The organism is Planotetraspora mira, from assembly GCF_016863275.1.
GTDB classification, from domain to species: Bacteria; Actinomycetota; Actinomycetes; order Streptosporangiales; family Streptosporangiaceae; genus Planotetraspora; species Planotetraspora mira.
Map to the genome: position 1 here is coordinate 52003 of NZ_BOOO01000050.1, position 16679 is coordinate 68681.

General features: G+C 70.4%; 17 protein-coding genes. 11 read left to right on the forward strand and 6 right to left on the reverse strand.

Going from position 1 to position 16679, the window contains the following annotated elements:
• Nucleotides 1–9 precede the first annotated feature (9 nt).
• The gene (locus Pmi06nite_RS38775) at nt 10–945 is read right to left on the reverse strand and encodes a hypothetical protein (RefSeq protein WP_203958233.1); all 936 of its coding nucleotides are present in this window, start codon (nt 943–945) and stop codon (nt 10–12) included.
• A gap of 80 nt (nt 946–1025) precedes the next feature.
• Nucleotides 1026–1541, reverse strand: a complete 516-nt coding sequence (locus Pmi06nite_RS38780; RefSeq protein ID WP_203958234.1) for a P-loop nucleotide/nucleoside kinase family protein — start codon at nt 1539–1541, stop codon at nt 1026–1028.
• A 168-nt stretch (nt 1542–1709) separates the two neighbouring features.
• Between Pmi06nite_RS38780 and Pmi06nite_RS38785 the strand changes: the two genes are divergently transcribed.
• Entirely contained in the window at nt 1710–2933 is a 1224-nt protein-coding gene (locus Pmi06nite_RS38785; protein WP_203958235.1) for an RNA polymerase sigma factor, read from the forward strand.
• On the opposite strand, the gene Pmi06nite_RS38790 is transcribed toward Pmi06nite_RS38785, so the two are convergent.
• On the reverse strand, nt 2920–3513 hold the full coding sequence (locus Pmi06nite_RS38790; RefSeq protein ID WP_203958236.1) for a TetR/AcrR family transcriptional regulator: 594 nt from the start codon (nt 3511–3513) through the stop codon (nt 2920–2922). The genes Pmi06nite_RS38785 and Pmi06nite_RS38790 overlap by 14 nt on opposite strands.
• Before the next feature lie 106 nt (nt 3514–3619).
• Here Pmi06nite_RS38790 and Pmi06nite_RS38795 point away from each other — a divergent pair, with 106 nt between their 5' ends.
• The 3 genes from Pmi06nite_RS38795 to fmdA all read left to right on the forward strand — a co-directional run bounded on the left by Pmi06nite_RS38795 (nt 3620) and on the right by fmdA (nt 6550).
• On the forward strand, nt 3620–4870 hold the full coding sequence (locus Pmi06nite_RS38795; protein ID WP_203958237.1) for a glycosyltransferase: 1251 nt from the start codon (nt 3620–3622) through the stop codon (nt 4868–4870).
• Nucleotides 4871–4952: 82 nt separating this feature from the next.
• On the forward strand, nt 4953–5192 hold the full coding sequence (locus tag Pmi06nite_RS38800; RefSeq protein WP_203958238.1) for an FmdB family zinc ribbon protein: 240 nt from the start codon (nt 4953–4955) through the stop codon (nt 5190–5192).
• A gap of 110 nt (nt 5193–5302) precedes the next feature.
• Nucleotides 5303–6550 (forward strand): formamidase, encoded by a 1248-nt coding sequence (gene fmdA / locus Pmi06nite_RS38805; protein ID WP_203958239.1) that lies wholly within the window; start codon nt 5303–5305, stop codon nt 6548–6550.
• Here fmdA and Pmi06nite_RS38810 read toward each other — a convergent pair.
• Nucleotides 6540–8117 (reverse strand): acetyl-CoA acetyltransferase, encoded by a 1578-nt coding sequence (locus Pmi06nite_RS38810; protein WP_203958240.1) that lies wholly within the window; start codon nt 8115–8117, stop codon nt 6540–6542. The two genes, fmdA and Pmi06nite_RS38810, sit on opposite strands and share 11 nt — an antisense overlap.
• A 668-nt stretch (nt 8118–8785) precedes the next feature.
• On the opposite strand from Pmi06nite_RS38810, the gene Pmi06nite_RS38815 reads away from it, so the two are divergent.
• A complete protein-coding gene (locus tag Pmi06nite_RS38815; RefSeq protein WP_203958241.1) occupies nt 8786–9307 on the forward strand; it encodes a hypothetical protein in 522 nt (173 codons plus the stop codon).
• 241 nt (nt 9308–9548) lie between these two features.
• Entirely contained in the window at nt 9549–9686 is a 138-nt protein-coding gene (locus tag Pmi06nite_RS43160; RefSeq protein WP_203958242.1) for a VOC family protein, read from the forward strand.
• Nucleotides 9687–9703: 17 nt separating this feature from the next.
• On the opposite strand, the gene Pmi06nite_RS38825 is transcribed toward Pmi06nite_RS43160, so the two are convergent.
• Nucleotides 9704–11119: a HAMP domain-containing sensor histidine kinase gene (locus tag Pmi06nite_RS38825; RefSeq protein ID WP_203958243.1), complete on the reverse strand. Its 1416-nt coding sequence runs from the start codon at nt 11117–11119 to the stop codon at nt 9704–9706.
• 177 nt (nt 11120–11296) lie between these two features.
• On the opposite strand from Pmi06nite_RS38825, the gene Pmi06nite_RS38830 reads away from it, so the two are divergent.
• From Pmi06nite_RS38830 to Pmi06nite_RS38850, 5 genes are all read left to right on the forward strand, one after another.
• Nucleotides 11297–12457, forward strand: a complete 1161-nt coding sequence (locus Pmi06nite_RS38830; RefSeq protein ID WP_203958244.1) for a permease — start codon at nt 11297–11299, stop codon at nt 12455–12457.
• Nucleotides 12458–12487: 30 nt separating this feature from the next.
• Nucleotides 12488–12961, forward strand: coding sequence for a MarR family winged helix-turn-helix transcriptional regulator (locus Pmi06nite_RS38835; protein WP_239114495.1), 474 nt, complete (start codon nt 12488–12490; stop codon nt 12959–12961).
• Nucleotides 12962–12991: 30 nt separating this feature from the next.
• Nucleotides 12992–14224, forward strand: coding sequence for an MFS transporter (locus tag Pmi06nite_RS38840; protein WP_239114496.1), 1233 nt, complete (start codon nt 12992–12994; stop codon nt 14222–14224).
• Nucleotides 14225–14448: 224 nt separating this feature from the next.
• Nucleotides 14449–14802, forward strand: coding sequence for a YciI family protein (locus Pmi06nite_RS38845; protein ID WP_239114497.1), 354 nt, complete (start codon nt 14449–14451; stop codon nt 14800–14802).
• A gap of 19 nt (nt 14803–14821) precedes the next feature.
• Complete coding sequence (locus Pmi06nite_RS38850) at nt 14822–16105, forward strand: RNA polymerase sigma factor (protein ID WP_239114498.1); 1284 nt, start codon at nt 14822–14824, stop codon at nt 16103–16105.
• Between the two features lie 6 nt (nt 16106–16111).
• Here the strand turns inward: Pmi06nite_RS38850 and Pmi06nite_RS38855 are convergent, their stop codons facing one another.
• On the reverse strand, nt 16112–16528 hold the full coding sequence (locus tag Pmi06nite_RS38855) for a hypothetical protein (protein WP_203958246.1): 417 nt from the start codon (nt 16526–16528) through the stop codon (nt 16112–16114).
• Between the last annotated feature and the right edge of the window lie 151 nt (nt 16529–16679).

Sequence of the window (16679 nt, forward strand, 5' to 3'; positions counted from 1 at the left end):
GGCGGTTCGCTACTCGAACGGGTCCCACGCCGTGGCGTACCGCAGGAGCGAACGCGCGAGGTCCTCATGCCGGGCGATCCACATGTCGTCGAAGAGGAACCACTGCTGGTGCCCGAAGAAGCCGCTCAGGTGGATCGACAACTGCGCCAGGTGCTCGTCGCTGCGCATGAGCGTGCGGCCCGGATCCCGGCCGGAGAACACGCCGGGGTCCGCCAACTGCGCGAGTGCGAAGCGGTGCGCCTCGCCGTGCTCGCCGTACAGCTCGGCCGGCCTGTCCTCGAAGGAGGGCCACACGTTGCGTCGTTCGAGCGCGGGGCCGAGGTCGTCGTCTTCAGGGGCGACCAGGGCGCGGAGTTCCAGCAGCTCGACCGGCCACCTCTTCAGGTCGTCGGTCGTGGTGCGAAGGTGCGCCGCCAGTCCGGGCAGGCGGATGCCGGGGAAGGTGAACGGCGGCTCCTGGCAGATGCTGTCGCCGTCGTAGAAGGTCAGCAGGACGGCATGCGTGGCGCCGGCGCCCGGCACTTCGGCGGCGTCGGACGGCAGCGGCCAATCGTGCAGCATGTACGCCACCTCGCCGGTGCGGGTGTCGTCGAAGAAGAAGTACGGCAACGTGACCTCGTCGTCGTCGGTCAGCACCCGCACGCTGTGTGCGTCGACACGCAACTCGCCCTCGAAGTAGAGATGCTCCTGGAGGAGGTCGCGCAGTTCCTGCCAGGACTCCGGCGCGGCGAGGCCGTGTTCGCGGGCCCGATCGAAGATCGTGTGCAGACCGTACACGTCACCGCCGAGCTCCGCCCCGAGCCAGGTGCCGACAGCCTGGTTCTGGCCGGTCACCACTTCGGCCCACCCACGGCGAAACCAGCCGAGCACGGTGGCGTCGGGCAGCCGGCGGACCCTCTTGCTGAGCGGGCCTTCGTAGGGGGTGCGGTAGACGAAGAAGATCATGCGCTGAACCTGCCAGACGCCCCCGACAAAACCCGGCCGGCGGGAGAGTCGGTGTGGAAAGGCCCTGGGCGACGGCGCCCCTACGTCGTGGCCGTCGGCCGGTGGGCCGCGAGGACCCGGGCGAGGTTCTCGGACAGGGGCCGCGCCGAGTCGACCACCATGGCCTGTTCGGGCCAGGGCGTCCAATCGCCCCGCCGTCGCTGTACGGAGTCCCAGGTCGGCTCCGGAATGGCCAGCCCGCGATCGCGTGTTTCCAGGCGCTCCCGGTGCAGTCGTGCGTCGGAGCACACGCATTCGACGACGCCCAGCGGCACGTCGTTCCTGGCGGCGATCTCGCGCCAGGCGTCCCGCGCCTCATCGGCGTCGTTCACGGCGTCCGCCACCACCGCCTGGCCGAGGGCGAGGTGGTCATCGGCCATGCGCTGGGCCACGCCGTACGCGGCCAGGCCGGTGGTGAACCCTCGTGGCAATCCGGCGGCCAGCAGGGCCGACTCGATCGGGTCCACGGAGAACACCGCCGCGGGAAGCGCGCGGCCGAGTGCTTGCGCCAGTGTGCTCTTGCCTGTTCCCGGCAACCCGGACAGCAGGATCATCATCAGCACATCCTGCCCGAGAGGCGGCGATCCCGTCCGGCGGGCGGAACTGTCGATCCGGGCACAGGCCGTTCGTATGGACAGTGAGAGGCGGGCCCCGCCGATGTCCGGGAGGATCACATCCGATGGAAGCGGGGTCGTCCAGGGGGACAAGGAGGACTGACATCCGCCATGGCGCATCCGTCCACCTCGGAGATCGACGGCGTGTTCCGCCGGGAGTACGGCCGGGCGGTGGCCGTGCTGGTCCGTGCCTTCGGCGACATCGACGTCGCCGAGGAGGCCGTCCAGGACGCCTTCACCACGGCGGTGCAACGCTGGCCCTCCGACGGCCCGCCTCCCAGCCCGGCGGGGTGGATCATCACCACCGCGCGGAACAGGGCGATCGACCGCCTGCGGCGTGAGGCGTCCCGCGAGGACCGGCACGCACAGGCGGCCCTGCTGCACGCCAGGAACGAACCGGCCGAGGAGGGGCCCGTGCACGACGACCGGCTGCGTCTGATCTTCACCTGCTGTCACCCCGCGCTCGCCCCGGCCTCCCAGGTGGCGCTGACGCTGCGACTCCTGGGCGGGCTGACCACCGCCGAGATCGCCGGGGCCTTCCTGGTGCCCGAGCCGACCATGGCCCAGCGGCTGGTCCGGGCCAAGGGCAAGATCCGTGACGCGCGCATCCCGTATCGGGTCCCGAGGGAGGCCGACCTCCCCGGGCGGCTCCAGGCCGTGCTCGCCGTGATCTACCTGATCTTCAACGAGGGTTACACGGCCAGTTCCGGCGATCGTCTGGTCCGTGAGGACCTCTGCGCCGAGGCCGTGCGGCTGGGACGGCTCCTGGCCGAACTCATGCCCGACGAGCCGGAGGCCATGGGGCTCCTCGCGCTGATGTTGCTCGTCGAGTCCCGCCGCCACGCCCGCACCACTGTGGCCGGCGATCTCGTCCTGCTGGCCGATCAGGACCGCGGCCGGTGGGACAGCGACCTCGTCGCCGAGGGACAGGACCTCGTCCGCCGGTGCCTCCGCCGGGACAGGCCCGGGCCGTACCAGATCCAGGCGGCGATCAACGCCGTCCACAGCGACGCGGACACCGCGTCCGCCACCGACTGGCGGCAGATCCTCGAGTTGTACGACCTGCTCCTGACGGTCGCCCCGACCCCGGTCGTGGCTCTCAACCGCGCGGTCGCCGTGGCCGAGGTGGACGGCCCGGAGCCGGCGCTCGCCCTCGTGGACGGTCTTGATCTGGACGCGTATCACCTGTTCCACGCCGTACGCGCCGACCTGCTCCGGCGCCTGGGTCGCGCCGCGGAGGCGGTGCGGGCCTACGAGGCGGCGATCGCCCGCGCGGACAACGCCGCGGAGCGCGCCTTCCTGATCCGCCGCCGCGACGCGATCACCCGGATGTGAGGAAGAGCCGGTCGAGGTGGTAGTCGACCGTCGCGACCACCTCCTCCGGGGAGAGGTGGCCGATCAGGGCGGGGTTCACCAGCCCCTGGGCCATCGTGTACAGGATCACCGCCTCGATCCCCGCGTCGAGGTCCGCGCGCACCTGGCCGAGTTCCTGCGCGGCGCGGATCTGCTCGGCATAGAAGCCGATGACGTACGGCAGGGCCTGGCGGAGCAGATCCGCCGGTTCGTCGGCGACGACTGATCGGGCCAGAAAGGCGAGGCCGATGCGGGCCTCCGAACGGCGTTCGTCGTCGAGCGGGAGGAGTTCCAGGATCGCGGCCCGCAGAAACGCCCGCGGCGACGGCGCATCCATGGCGGTGGCCACTCGTTCGCCGATCCTGGCGTTCAGCTGGATCATGGCGAACATGAGCATCTGGTCCTTGGTGGCGAAATAGTGCTGGACCATGCCCATCGACACCCCTGCCTCCGCCGCGACCTCCCGCAGGCTCACCGCGTCCAGCCCCTCCCTGGACGCGATGCGGAGCAGGGCGTCGGCGATGTGCCGCCGCCGCGCCTCGTGATCGACGATCTTGGGCATCTCCGGTCTTTCCAATGCAGTCGTATTGATTCCCCGGTTGGCGCACTTTACGATGCGAGTGCATTGTAATCGCCCCGAGAGGACGAACCATGCCCATCGTTCACCTGTGCACCAGAGATCAGTCCACATGCGGGTGCTGATCATCGGGCTCGGCACCCGTGGCGACGTCGCACCTTACACCGGCCTGGGAGCCCGCCTCCGCGACGCGGGCCATGAGGTCGCGATCGCCGCACACCAGCCCTACGGCCACCTGGTGACCGCCTCCGGCCTGGAATTCCGCGCCATTCCCGGAGATCCGATTCCGCTCCTTCCCGTGGCGGTCGGCGGGGCGAAGGTCGCGCCGGTGGCCAAAGCCAGGATGTTCGCCGACTACGGCAGGAAATCGGCCGACGGGATCGTCCAGGCCGCGGAGCGGGGCGCCGACGTGCTGCTCCTGAATGCGCCGGCGTCCGCCGGTTACCACGTGGCCGAGGCCATGAGTCTCCCCAGCATCGGGGTCCATCTGCAGCCGATAGAGCCGACGGGAGACTTTCCGCCGGTCATGGGCGCCTTCCCCCGTTCGCTCGGCCGGTGGGGCAACCGGGCCGCCGCCCGATTGCTGTTCACCGTCCCGTCTCCCGCGCACGCGGGCTCCGCCAAGGACCTGCGGGCCCGGCTCGGCCTTCCCGCGACGACCTCCAGGGAGGTCTACCGGCGCCGCGAGACCACCCGATGGCCGGTCTTCCACGGATACAGCGCCAGCGTGCTCCCTCGTCCGGCGGACTGGCGGGAGGGACTGGAAGTGGCCGGCTACTGGTGGCCCGAGCGCACACCTGGCTGGCGGCCCCCGGCGAAACTGCTCGATTTCCTGGAGTCGGGCCCGCCCCCGGTGTTCGTCGGATTCGGCAGTATGGCCTCCGCGAACCTCGACCGGCACACCGAAATCGCGCTGGCAGCGCTGCGGCGGGCGCGGCTGCGAGGCGTGTTGCAGACCGGGCCCGCGGGCATGGCGGCGGAGGGCGACGACGTGCTGGGCGTCGAGGACGTGCCGCACGACTGGTTGTTCCCGCGGATGGCCGCGGTGGTCCACCATGCGGGAAGCGGGACCACGGCGGCCGGAATCCGCGCGGGTGTTCCCGCCGTGGGCCTGCCCGCCGTAGCCGACCAGCGTCTGTGGGCCTCGCGGCTGGCCACGCTGGGTGTGGGTCCTGGTGCGATTCCGTTCCGGAGCCTGTCGGCCGGCCGGCTGGCCGCCGCCCTCGGCGCCGCCGTGTCCGACCAGACCTATCGGCGCAGGGCCGCCGAGCTCGCCGGTCGTGTCGACGCGGAGGACGGCGCCCTGGCGGTCGTCGAGGCCGTGGGCAGGTTGGCCGGCTGACGTGGCCCGAGTCATCCGGCCGGCCGGGCGTAATGTGGGGAGGTGGCCCCGGACGTCCGGATAGTGCTCAACGGGGGGTGTCATGGCCACCTATGAATTCCTGTGCCCGGCCTGCGGGCCGTTCGACGTGGTCCTGCCGATGGGGACCGCGTCGGCGCATCGGGAGTGCCCGTGGTGTGGCGCGGGTGCCCGCCGGGTCTACTCCACCCCCCGCCTGTCCCGGCTGGCCCCGGCATTGACCGGCGCGCTGGCGCGGGAGGAGCGGAGCCGGGACGAGCCCGAGGTCGTCGCGGGCGTGCCGCGGCGCGGGCGGCGCCGCTGACGGCCGCATGAACCGGGCACCCGGGCTCGCGTGGAAGACCGGCCGGTGACCGGTACGGAAACGGGTGCGAAGCCGCGCGCGGAGGCGAGGCGTCGACGAAGGAGGCCGCCATGCCTGAGGTCGTGTTCCAGGTGGACCAGACACGCTCCATGCGGGATCAGGTGGTGCCCGGCCACAACAGGTGGCATCCGGACATCCCCGCGGTCGTGACCGTACGGCCGGGCGAGGAGTTCCGGGTGGAGTGCAGGGACTGGACCGACGCCCAGATCGGCGACAACGACTCCGCGAACGACGTCCGGGACATCGATCTGACGCTCCCGCACATGCTCAGCGGGCCGATCGCGATCGAGGGGGCGCAACCCGGCGACCTGCTGGTCGTCGACATCCTCGACCTCGGTCCGGTCCCGCAGCAGGCGGGCGAGATCGCGGGACAGGGATGGGGCTACACGGGGATCTTCCCCAAGGTCAACGGAGGAGGCTTCCTCACCGATCATTTCCCCGACGCCTACAAGGCGATCTGGGACTTCCACGGACAGCAGGCGACCTCCCGGCACCTGCCGGGCGTCCGGTTCACGGGGATCACCCATCCCGGCCTGTTCGGCACGGCGCCCTCGCCAGACCTGCTCGCGACCTGGAACCGGCGGGAACAGGCGCTGATCGACACCGATCCCGGCCGCGTCCCGGCGCTGGGCCTGCCGCCGGAGCCACGCAACGCCGTCACCGGTACGGCCACCGGCGCCGTGGCGGCCCGCATCGCGGCGGAGGGCGCCCGTACGGTCCCACCCCGGGAGAACGGCGGGAACCAGGACATCAAGAACTTCACCCGGGGCGCGAGGGTCTTCTGCCCCGTGTTCGTCGAGGGCGCCAAGCTGTCGGTGGGGGATCTTCACTTCAGTCAGGGCGACGGCGAGATCACCTTCTGCGGCGCGATCGAGATGGGCGGGTTCATCGACTTCCACGTCGACCTCATCAAGGGCGGCATGGAGAAGTACGGCGTGACGACCAACCCGATCTTCCTTCCGGGCAATGTGGAGCCGCGTTATTCGGAGTTCCTGTCGTTCATCGGGATCTCGGTGGACCACGAGAGGGACACCAACCACTATCTCGACGCGACCCTGGCGTACCGCCGGGCCTGCATCAACGCGATCGAGTACCTGAAGAAGTGGGGCTACACGGGTGAGCAGGCGTACCTGCTCCTCGGGTCGGCGCCGATCGAGGGCCGGATCAGCGGGATCGTCGACATCCCGAACGCCTGCTGCTCCCTCTACATACCGACGGCGATCTTCGACTTCGACGTGCGTCCCACGGCGGCGGGTCCCACCAGGGCGGACCGCGGCCGGTGCGCGGTCACCTCCTGAGCCTGTCCATCCGGGCGTCGCCGGTGGTGACGCGGTTGACCGCGTCGAAGGAGCGGACGTAGACCCGGTGGCCGATCGGCTCGCCGGTGCTCAGCAGGTCGAGCATGGCGGTGTCGGAGTCCTCGGTTCTGGCGAGGAAGCGGCGGCCGTCCGCCTCGAGGCGTCCGACGACGATGCCGACGCGGTCGCCTTCACGCCGATGCCTGACGGTGTAGGTCTCGATCGTGCCCCACCCGTCGGCCTGGACGGCCTGCTCCACCCCGGGCCAGGCGTCGATCTCGGCCTGCAGGGCCGCGCTGCGGTCGGGCCGCCACTCACCGGGCGTGGTGGAGTAGACGCCGGCGGAGTACTTGCTCAGCATCCCGCCGTTGGCGCCGACCAGTCCGTACGACCCCGGAGCCGAGCGCAGCCGCTGGACGGTCTCGGCGATGGCGTGCATCGAGTAGTCGTTCCCCGCTCCGCCGAAGAACGGCAGGCCGCCGGTGACGGTCAGGCCCCTCGGGTCGTCGGCGGCCAGGCCCAGGCCGTCGCAGATGTTGGAGACCGCGATGGGGAAACAGCTGTAGAGGTCGATGGTGAGCAGGCCGGCCACGCCGATGCCCGCCACCTCCAGCGCGTGCCGGACCGCCATGATCGACGCGGGGCCGGTGCCGAGGTCGGCACGGTCCAGCAGGTCACGGTCGCGCAGGTCGGCGTGCCCGCGCAGGAAGACCCATCGGTCCTCCGGGACGCCGAGCCGCCGCGCCGCGGCCACCGACATGAGCAGGACGGCGGCCGCCTGGTTGACCTTCTCCCTGGCCACCACATAACGCGTGTACGGCTCGGCGATCATCCGGTTCCGCTCGGTCGGGGTGACGAGTTCGGCGGCCGTGCGCTCGGTCGGGGCGGCGGCGTGCGGGTTGGCGGCGGCGACCTTGGTGAACGGGGCGAACAGCGCGCCCATCCCGGCCGCGTACTCCTCGCGACTCTGCTTCAGCCGCGCGCGGCGCGCGTTGTCGAACAGGGCGTACTGGCTGGGGGCGCCCGTCAGTCCGTGGGCCGCCTGGAACCGGGAGACCATCCCCTCGAGCCCGTAGCCGCGGTCCTCCAGATCGCCCTCGACGGTCTCGGAGAAGTCGGGCCGATCGGGCGCGCCGGCGAAGTGCCGGACCGTGGAGATCGCCTCGGCGCCGAAGACCAGCGCGACCTCACAGGAGCCGGCGGCGATCGTCGCGGCGAGTTCGTTGACCAGGTGTTGCGGTCCCTGGCCGCCCGACACCTCGAGGATCGCCCGTGCGGGGTCGGCGCCCACCCTGCGGGCGACCGAGCGGGGGAAGTTCGTGGACCTCCCGAGCGGGGCCGTCGCACCCGGCGCGGAGGTCTCGAACTGCCGGACACCCGCCACGGTGCCGACCATCGCGGCCGCCGCCGACGGATCCGCGCCCGTGTCCCCGAGCGCCTCACGCGCCGCGGCGGCCGCGAGGTCGACGGCGGAGAGCCGCCGGTAACCGGGCTCGCCCAGACGCTCCGACCACTGACCGACACCGACCACGACCGGGGTGCGGGGGTCGAGGTCCCGGACGGCCATATGAGCTCCAAGGGGGGTGCGGTGACGTAGGGGCGGCCTCAACTTATAGACGGAATTCGCCCCTGAACAAGCATGTTGGGTTGCTATTTCCGGCATGTGGTCCATCGCCGGATCGGATGTCTTCCGCCGGCGTCCCGGGTGGCGCTTTGTACGCCCCCCGCCGTCGGCCGGAGAGCACACCCGCCCGGTGTGCAGGACGGTGCCCGATGTCGTCGGGGCAGGCGCTCAGTGAGTCGGGTGATCTGGAGGGGGCGCCTGAGGCCGTTTTCCATTCTCACGGAATCGTGAACGGATTCCGTGAGAATCGAAAATCAACATTGTGGGGGCCACCTGCCCGAGCAGGGGTGCGCAGCCCGGCCGACTGCAGGGGGTAACTGAATGTGACGGCGCGAAGCAGTGAATTGTCCATTAGTGTCAGCAAACTCGCGACATGCGGTGCGTCAAAACGCTATTAATTAATTCGAGGGCAATGTGCTCGTATTCCGTGCGTATTCGCGTGCCAATGAGGAAGAGGCTCGTCGGCAGCGCGGAGGCACGTGCGTCGATGGAGTATCCCTCGAAGCGGCATGGGACGCGCCAACTCGACTGGACGTGCGCGGACGTACCTGTCAACCATGGATTTCTACCCGTATCGCCGCGCACGAAGGCGATTCGGGGGAGGAGGCGCTATGCACGGAAAACGCGTCACGGTGCCGCTCGGTACGGCACTGCTCGGGGCGGCCTTACTTTTCGGGTCCGGCCAGGTCTCAAATGCCTCGACCGGCCAGGTCCAGGCGAACGCGACAATGCTCAGCGCAACAGAGTACGCAATGGCGACGGGCACTCTCCGAAAGGAACCGCCGCCCGGTCCCCGTGAGCGCGAGCGCATGCGCGAGCGCCACATGCGTGAGCACATGCGTGAGCGCCACATGCGCGAGCACATGCGCGACCGTCACGACCGCGAAATGCGTGACCGCATGCGCGACCGCCACATGCGTGAGCGGTACCACCGCGACATGCGCGACCGCTACGACCGCGACATGCGCGACCGTACGCGCCACGAGCGCATGCGTGACCGCCACATGCGTCACGACATGGGCATTCCTCAGCGCCAGAGTCAGGCCCAGGCCCAGAGCCAGTCCCAGAAGGGGGCGGGCGCGGGCCAGAACCAGAGTCAGAGCCAGAGCCAGAGCCAGGGGCAGGAGGACTAGAACCGTCCGATCCAACGGACGGCAGGTCATGTGAACCCTTGTGGGGCCATGGCCGATCCGAGCCGAGCAGGCCCCCAGGGATGCGGTCGATGCCTCCGTCCTCAGCCGAGGGCGGAGGCATCACCGTTGCGCCGCTCGGGAGATCACTTCTCCAGGCATCCAGGCAAGGTGCCGCTCACCTCGCCGAACTCCTCGAGGATGCTCTAGAGCCCGTCCAGGCGTCCGTCCTCGGCGAGCACGAGTGCCAGCAGGCCGGGAAACCGCGCGGTTATGCGGACAAGCCGCCGGTGCGACCGTGATCCACCAGGACGACCTGCGGGGCAGGCCCGATCACGTGGTGATGGCCGACCCGGAGGGTAACGAGTTCTGCCTGCTCTGACACGGCTGGAGAGCCGGTCACGTGTGCATGGGCGCCCGGTCCGCCTCCAGGAGCGGCAGTCGGAGGACGAAGCGGGCGCCTCTCGGCGAGTCCTCGATGCCGAGGGTGCCGTGGTGGGCGCTGACGATGTCGCGGCAGATGGCCAGGCCGAGGCCGCTGCCTCCCGGGTCGCGCCGGCGGCCGTCGTCCAGGCGGACGAACGGTTCGAAGACCCGCTCCCGATCTTTGAGCGCGATGCCCGCCCCGTCGTCGGTCACGTTCACCACGGCGTACCCGCCCGCGCCCACCGCGGTCACCTCCACGCGTGTCTCGGCGTGCCGGCACGCGTTCACCAGGAGGTTGTTCATCACGCCGATGATCTGGATCCGGTTGCCGAGGACCATCAGGTCACCGGTGGTGTACGTGCGCACCGGGGGACCGTTCGCCTGGCCGGCGGCCTCCTCGGCCACCAGGGCGCCGAGGTCGATCGGCACGTGCGGAGCCGGGACGACGGTGCGGAGCCGGGCGAGGACCAGGATGTCGTTGATGATCGCGTGCATGCGCTTCGTGGTCGACAGGGCCGCCGCGACGGTCTCCCGCAGATCCACCTCGTCGGGGTAGAGCACGGCCTCCTCGAGCCGTGTATACAGGCCGGAGACCGGGGATCGGAGCTCGTGGGAGACGACGGACGCGAACTGGCGCTGCTGGTTCACCGCCTCCTCCAGCCGGGCGAGGGTCCGGTTGGTCGTGCGGGCCAACTGGGCGATCTCGTCGCGGCCGGGAGGCTGGGGGAGACGCAGGCTCAGGTCGCCCACCGTGATCTCGGCCGTTCTGGCACGGATCTCCGCCACGGGGCGCAGCGTGCGGCCGACCACCCACCAGGCCACCCACGCCGCGAAGGCGGACATCAAAGTGATGCCGAGACCGGTGAGCCACTCCAGGCGGTGTCCCGAGAGGATCGGCGGCTGGACCATCCCCGCGTAGACGAAGTGAGGCTCTCCCGACCAGAGCACGGTCGTCTCCAGAGGCGGGACCCGGACGACGGTGAACACGACGCACCGGGCCGGGGTGCACGCGGTTCCGTGCTGGATTCGATCCTCCTCCGGAGGCAGGAGCCTGCTCATCGGCACATGGCCCGCGGCCTTGCTGGCCGCCAGCACCCGGCTGTGGGAGTCGGTGAACTGGAGGAGGTCGATGCGGGTCGTCGTGACCGGTTGCGGCGCGCTGTAGGGCTCCCAGTCGATCCAGGTGGTGGCGAGGCGCTGGGAGTCGGCGTAGATGCCGTCCTGGATCCTGGTCCGGACCGCGAAGTCCAGGCCGACGCCGATCGCGGTGAAGACGATCACGGACAGGATCGCGGTCACCAGCGTGAAGCGCGCCCGAATCGAGTATGGGCGTAACTGCACCGGCATCCCTTCCTCCCCGGGCGTCTCCTCCTTTGAAACTTCATCCATATATGTCCTTTTCAGACCTTACGTTAGATCCATCCGCCGCACCTGACCTGGGACTCCAAATCTTGGAATGGCCGCCCCCTCGTTACTCCTGATGCCGCCCGGGTACGCACCGCCCGAGAGGCCCGACCGAGAAGCCCGGTCCGCGAGATCGAGGGCCGCCTGCCGGGAGGTCCGTGAATGGACTGGTTGTGGCACGCGCTGGCGCTCGCCGGAGCCATGGGGTGGGAGATCCTCTGGGCGTTGATCCTCGGGTTCGTCCTGTCGGCGGTCGTCCAGGCCGTGGTGCGCCGTCAGGCCGTCACGGCCCTGCTGGGTGACGACTCGCCGAGGGCGCTCGCGGCCGCGAGCGGGCTGGGGGTGGCCTCCTCGTCGTGCTCCTACGCGGCGGTGGCGCTCGCGCGGTCGCTGTTCCGCAAGGGGGCGAGCTTCACCGCCGCCATGGCCTTCGAGATCGCCTCGACCAACCTCGTTCTCGAACTGGGCATTCTGCTGGCGTTGCTGCTGGGGTGGCAGTTCACACTGGCGGAGTTCGTCGGCGGCCCGATCATGATCGTGCTCATCGCGGTGCTCTACCGGATCCTCCTGCGCAGGCGCCTGGTCGCCGACGCGCTCCGGCAGTCGGAAAAGGGACTGGCCGGGTCGATGGAGGGGCACGCCGCGATGGACATGTCGGTGGCGGGCGGAGGATCGTTCCTGCGGCGGCTCACCTCGGCGAAGGGCCGCACCGCGATCTCGCACATCTTCGTCATGGAATGGGCCGCGATCTGGCGCGACATCGTCGTCGGACTGCTCATCACCGGTGCCCTCGCGGCGTGGGTTCCCATGGAGTTCTGGAAGAACTTCTTCCTCACCGGAGATCCGCTCCTGGCGGTGCTGTGGGGCCCCCTCGTCGGACCGCTGGTCGCCGTCGTCAGCTTCGTGTGCTCGATCGGCAACGTGCCGCTCGCGGCGGTGTTGTGGAACGGGGGGATCAGCTTCGGGGGAGTGATCGCGTTCATCTTCGCCGACCTGATCATCCTGCCGATCCTCAACATCTACCGGAAGTACTACGGCCTGCGGATGGCCGCCTTCATCGCCGGCACCTTCTACCTGACGATGGTCGTCGCCGGATATCTCGTCGAACTGATCTTCTGGGCGCTGGGCCTGACGCCGCGGGAGCGGGCGGCCCGGGTCGTCGAGGCGCAGGTGGCGTGGAACTACACGACCTGGCTCAACATCTGCTTCCTCGCCCTGGCCGCAGTGCTGGTCATCCGATTCTTCCGTACGGGCGGCGCGTCGATGTTGCGCATGATGGGCGGACGTCCGGCGGCCGATGCGAGCGAGCACCCGGGTGCATGAAGTTACATAATGTCCTGATATAAGTTCCTTATGGATTTTTCCAGCGACAGTGTGCGCGACCTGCCCGCCATGGAGATCACGGCGGCCCTGGAACGGCTGACGCGCCTGTTCCTGCGGCTGGCCCCGCGCGGCGAACTGTCGCTCACCGCGGTATCGGTGTTGTCCCTTCTCAGCCGGTCGGGTCCCCGGCGGCTGACCGATCTGGCGGCCGGAGAAGGCGTGACCCAGCCCGCCATGACCCAGCTCGTCTCCCGGCTGCAGGAGTCCGGCCTCGCCGAACGCGCGGGTGACCCGGAGGACGGGCGCGTCGTGCTGGTGCACGTCACCGATGCCGGGCGCACGGCGCTGGCCGAGCGCAGCGCGGCCCGCGCCGCCCTGCTCTCCGAACTCCTGTCCCAGCTCGCCGAGGCGGAGTTGGACGGCCTCGTCGCGGCGCTGCCGGCCATCGACAGCCTGACGAGCCTGATGCCCGACGAGCGCCCGGCGACCGTCCGGGCCTCCTGAACCCCACCCCGTTGGATTTGGAGCATGTCGATGAGTGGTCATCCCACGGCCGCGAGCCCGTTCAAGCAGCCGAAGGCGGTCTTCGCGGTCGCCTTCGCGTGCGTGGTCTCCTTCATGGGGATCGGTCTGGTGGACCCGATCCTGCCCGCGATCTCCAGCGAACTGAACGCCACTCCCAGCCAGGTCACGCTGCTGTTCACCAGCTACCTGGTGGTGACGGCCGTCGCGATGCTGATCACCGGCTGGGTGTCCAGCCGCGTCGGCGCCAAGCGGACCCTGCTGGCGGGCCTCGCCCTGATCGTCGTCTTCAGCGCGCTGGCCGGCGCCTCACCCGGCATCGGGGCGATCGTCGGATTCCGCGCGGGATGGGGCGTCGGCAACGCGCTGTTCATCGCCACGTCCCTCGCCGTGATCATCGCCTCGGCGAGCGGCGGATTCATCGGCGCGATCATCCTGTACGAGGCCGCGCTCGGGGTGGGCATCGCCGTGGGCCCGCTGCTCGGCGGCCTCTTGGGGAACATCAGCTGGCGCGGGCCGTTCTTCGGGGTCGCGTTCCTGATGGCCATCGCCATGATCTCCACCGCGGTTCTGGTACGGCCGACACCGGTTCCCCAGCGCAAGACCGGCCTGGGCGAGCCGCTGCGGGCGCTGCGGCACCGCGGCCTGCTGACGATGTCGCTCACCGCCCTGTGCTACAACTGGGCGTTCTTCACCGTCCTCGGTTATGCGCCCTTCCCGATGGGGCTCGACGCCATCCAGCTCGGCTTCGTCTTCACCGGCTGGGGCGTCCTGGTCGCCGTCTTCGCCGTCTTCGGGGCGCCCCGCCTGCAGAGCCGCTTCGGCGTCGCCCGGACGCTGTACGCCAACCTCGCCCTGTTCGCCGTCACCGTGCTGGTGATCGCGATCTGGACCACGCATCCGCCCGTGCTCATCACGGCCGTCATCGTCGCGGGCGTCTTCATCGGTGTGAACAACACGGTCACCACCCAGGCCGTGATGACCGTATCCCCGGTCGAGCGGCCGATCGCCTCCGCGGCGTACGGGTTCGTCCGGTTCATCGGCGGCGGGCTCGCCCCCTTCGCCGCCGGCAAGCTGGTGGAGCACACCAACGTGCACGTGCCGTTCTACATCGCCGCCGGGGCCCTGGTCCTCGGGATCCTGATCCTGTCCACCGCCCGCGACCATCTGCGGCACTCCGAGCGTGTCCAGGCGGCGGGAGGCGAGGAGCCGGCGGACGCCGCTCCGTCCCGCCTTCCCGCCTGACCTGGTACGGCCCGGCCCGTACGGCCTCGCCGTACGAGATCGGGGCCATGGGCGGCGGCCGGGAACGGGGAGGGATTCTCGACCGGTCAAGCACGAACAGCCGTACCGTCAGGACATCTCTCCGGAAGAATTTCCCGGAGAGATGTCCTGGAGAGCCCGAGCCCCTTCGTCCCCAGTGTGAGACCGGGGCACGGACCCGGTCCGCCCACGAAAGGACGGCCGTCATGCCGCTGTACGCAGCCCTGCTCTACACGCCCGATCTCGACTGGTCCGCCCCCGAGCAGGCCGATGACATGAAGCAGTACCGGGCCTTCCACGACGAGGCCGGCGGGCACATCAGAGGGGGCAACGCGCTGCGTCCCACCAGCACCGCCACCGTGGTGCGGGTGGTCGGCGCCCGCGGCGGGGAGGTCGTCGTCAGCGACGGCCCCTATGCCGAGACCAAGGAAGTGCTCAGCGGCTTCTACCTGCTGGAATGCGCCGACCTCGACGAGGCGATCATGGTCGCCGCGAAGATTCCGTCCGCCTGGCAGGGGGCGGTGGAGGTCCGCCCCGTGCTTCCGCTGGACGGCGAGTGACCCCACCGTGCCGGGCCCGGTGACGGGGGGCCCGCCTCTCGGCGGGCCGGCGCCGCGGGAGGGCGGATCCTCCTTCGCCGAGGCCCGGCTCGCCGAGACCGTACGGATCGAGGGCGCGCGCATCCTGGCGACCCTCGTCCGCACGGTCGGCGCCCTCGAACTCGCGGAGGACGCCGTGCAGGAGGCGACGATCGCGGCCCTGCGCGACTGGCCGGTCTCTGGCGTGCCGGACAACCCGCGCGCCTGGCTGACGGTCGCCTCCCGGCGCAAGGCCGTGGACATCATCCGCAGGGAAGGACTGCGCGCCGGCAAGGAGCGTGAGGGGACGGAACTCGTGGATCTCAATGCCCCCGAGCCGGCGGAAGGCGCGGTCCACGATGACCAACTCCGGCTGATCTTCACCTGCTGCCACCCGGCGCTCGCCCTGGAGGCCCGGGTCGCGCTCGCCCTGCGGACGCTGTGCGGGTTGTCGGTCGAGGAGACGGCGGCGGCGCTGCTGACCAGTGAGGCCGCCATGGCGAAGCGGCTGACGCGGACGCGGCAGAAGATAGCCCAGGCGTCGATCCCGTACCGGGTGCCCTCGGCCGACGAACTGCCGGGACGGCTGGCCGCCGTGTGCGCGGTGCTCCACAGCCTCTACACCAGCGGCCACACCAGGCTGTCCGGTGCGCGGCTGACGGACGTGGACGTCTGCGCGGAGGCGATCCGGCTGACCCGCCTGCTGGCGCGGTTGCTGCCCGGCGCGCCGGAACCCGCCGCGCTCCTCGCGCTCCTGCTCCTCACCGAGGCGCGTCGCCCTGCCCGGATGGACGCCGCGGGCGAGGTGGTGCTGCTCGCCGACCAGGACCGGACGCTCTGGGACACCGCCAAGATCGCCGAGGGCCTGGCGTTGCTGGAGGCGTCCCTGGAACGTACGGACGGCGTGGCCGACCCCTACCAATTGCAGGCCGCGATGGCGGCCCAGCACGCGGTGGCGGCGACCTCCGCCGACACGGACTGGGCCGAGATGGTCCGGCTGTACGACCTGCTCCTGTCGGTCCAGCCCGCCAACGGCGCCGCGGCGCTCGGCCGGGCCGTCGCGGTGGCCGAGGCCGAAGGGCCCGCCGCCGGCCTGGCCGCCCTCGATCTGCTGACCGAAGACGACCAACGCCGGCAGGCCGTACGTGCGGAACTGCTCGGCCGTCTGGGCCGGTTCGACGAGGCGATCTCCGCGATGCGGCGGTCGCTGGACGCGGCACTGCCCGATCCGGAGCGCGATCACCGTATGCGGCGCATCGCCCGCTGGTCGTCCGGCCGGGGGTGACCTCGCCTACCAGTAGCACGTGGGGGTGGTCGCGCCTGCGGGCAGGCCGCAGAACGTGGTGAGCGGGGAGGTGATCCTCGTCCAGGTGAACCCGGGGACGGTGGTGCCCGCGATGTGCCCCACCTGGTAGGTCGACTCGACCATGAATCCGTCCGCGTCGTCGATTCCGACGTCCTTGCTGCTCTTTCCGCTGGGCAGCCAGTAGGTCCGGCACGGGAAGCCGCCTGCGTTGTAGGTGACGCAACGCTCCGGCCCTTCGCCGAAGACGGCGGCCTTCACGGTGAAGGTCCTGGGCAGTTTGTTCCTCACCTCGCCGCAGGATCCGTGGGCGCAGGTCCGCGCCTGCGCGGGCCCGGTTCCGAATCCGGGAAGCAGGATCAGGGCGAGGGCGAACGTCGCCGTCGCCCGCAAGGAGGCATTCATCGGGGGGCCTTCCTGAGGGGGACCGGTTCCCCGGCAGGGCGGGACGAGATCCCTGCGGGTCGGCGACGACGGTAACGCGCTGTGAGCGTTTTGCCAGGCGATTACGGAGAGTGCCGGAGGCTCCAGGCTCCGGACCCCGATCGCGGCGCGC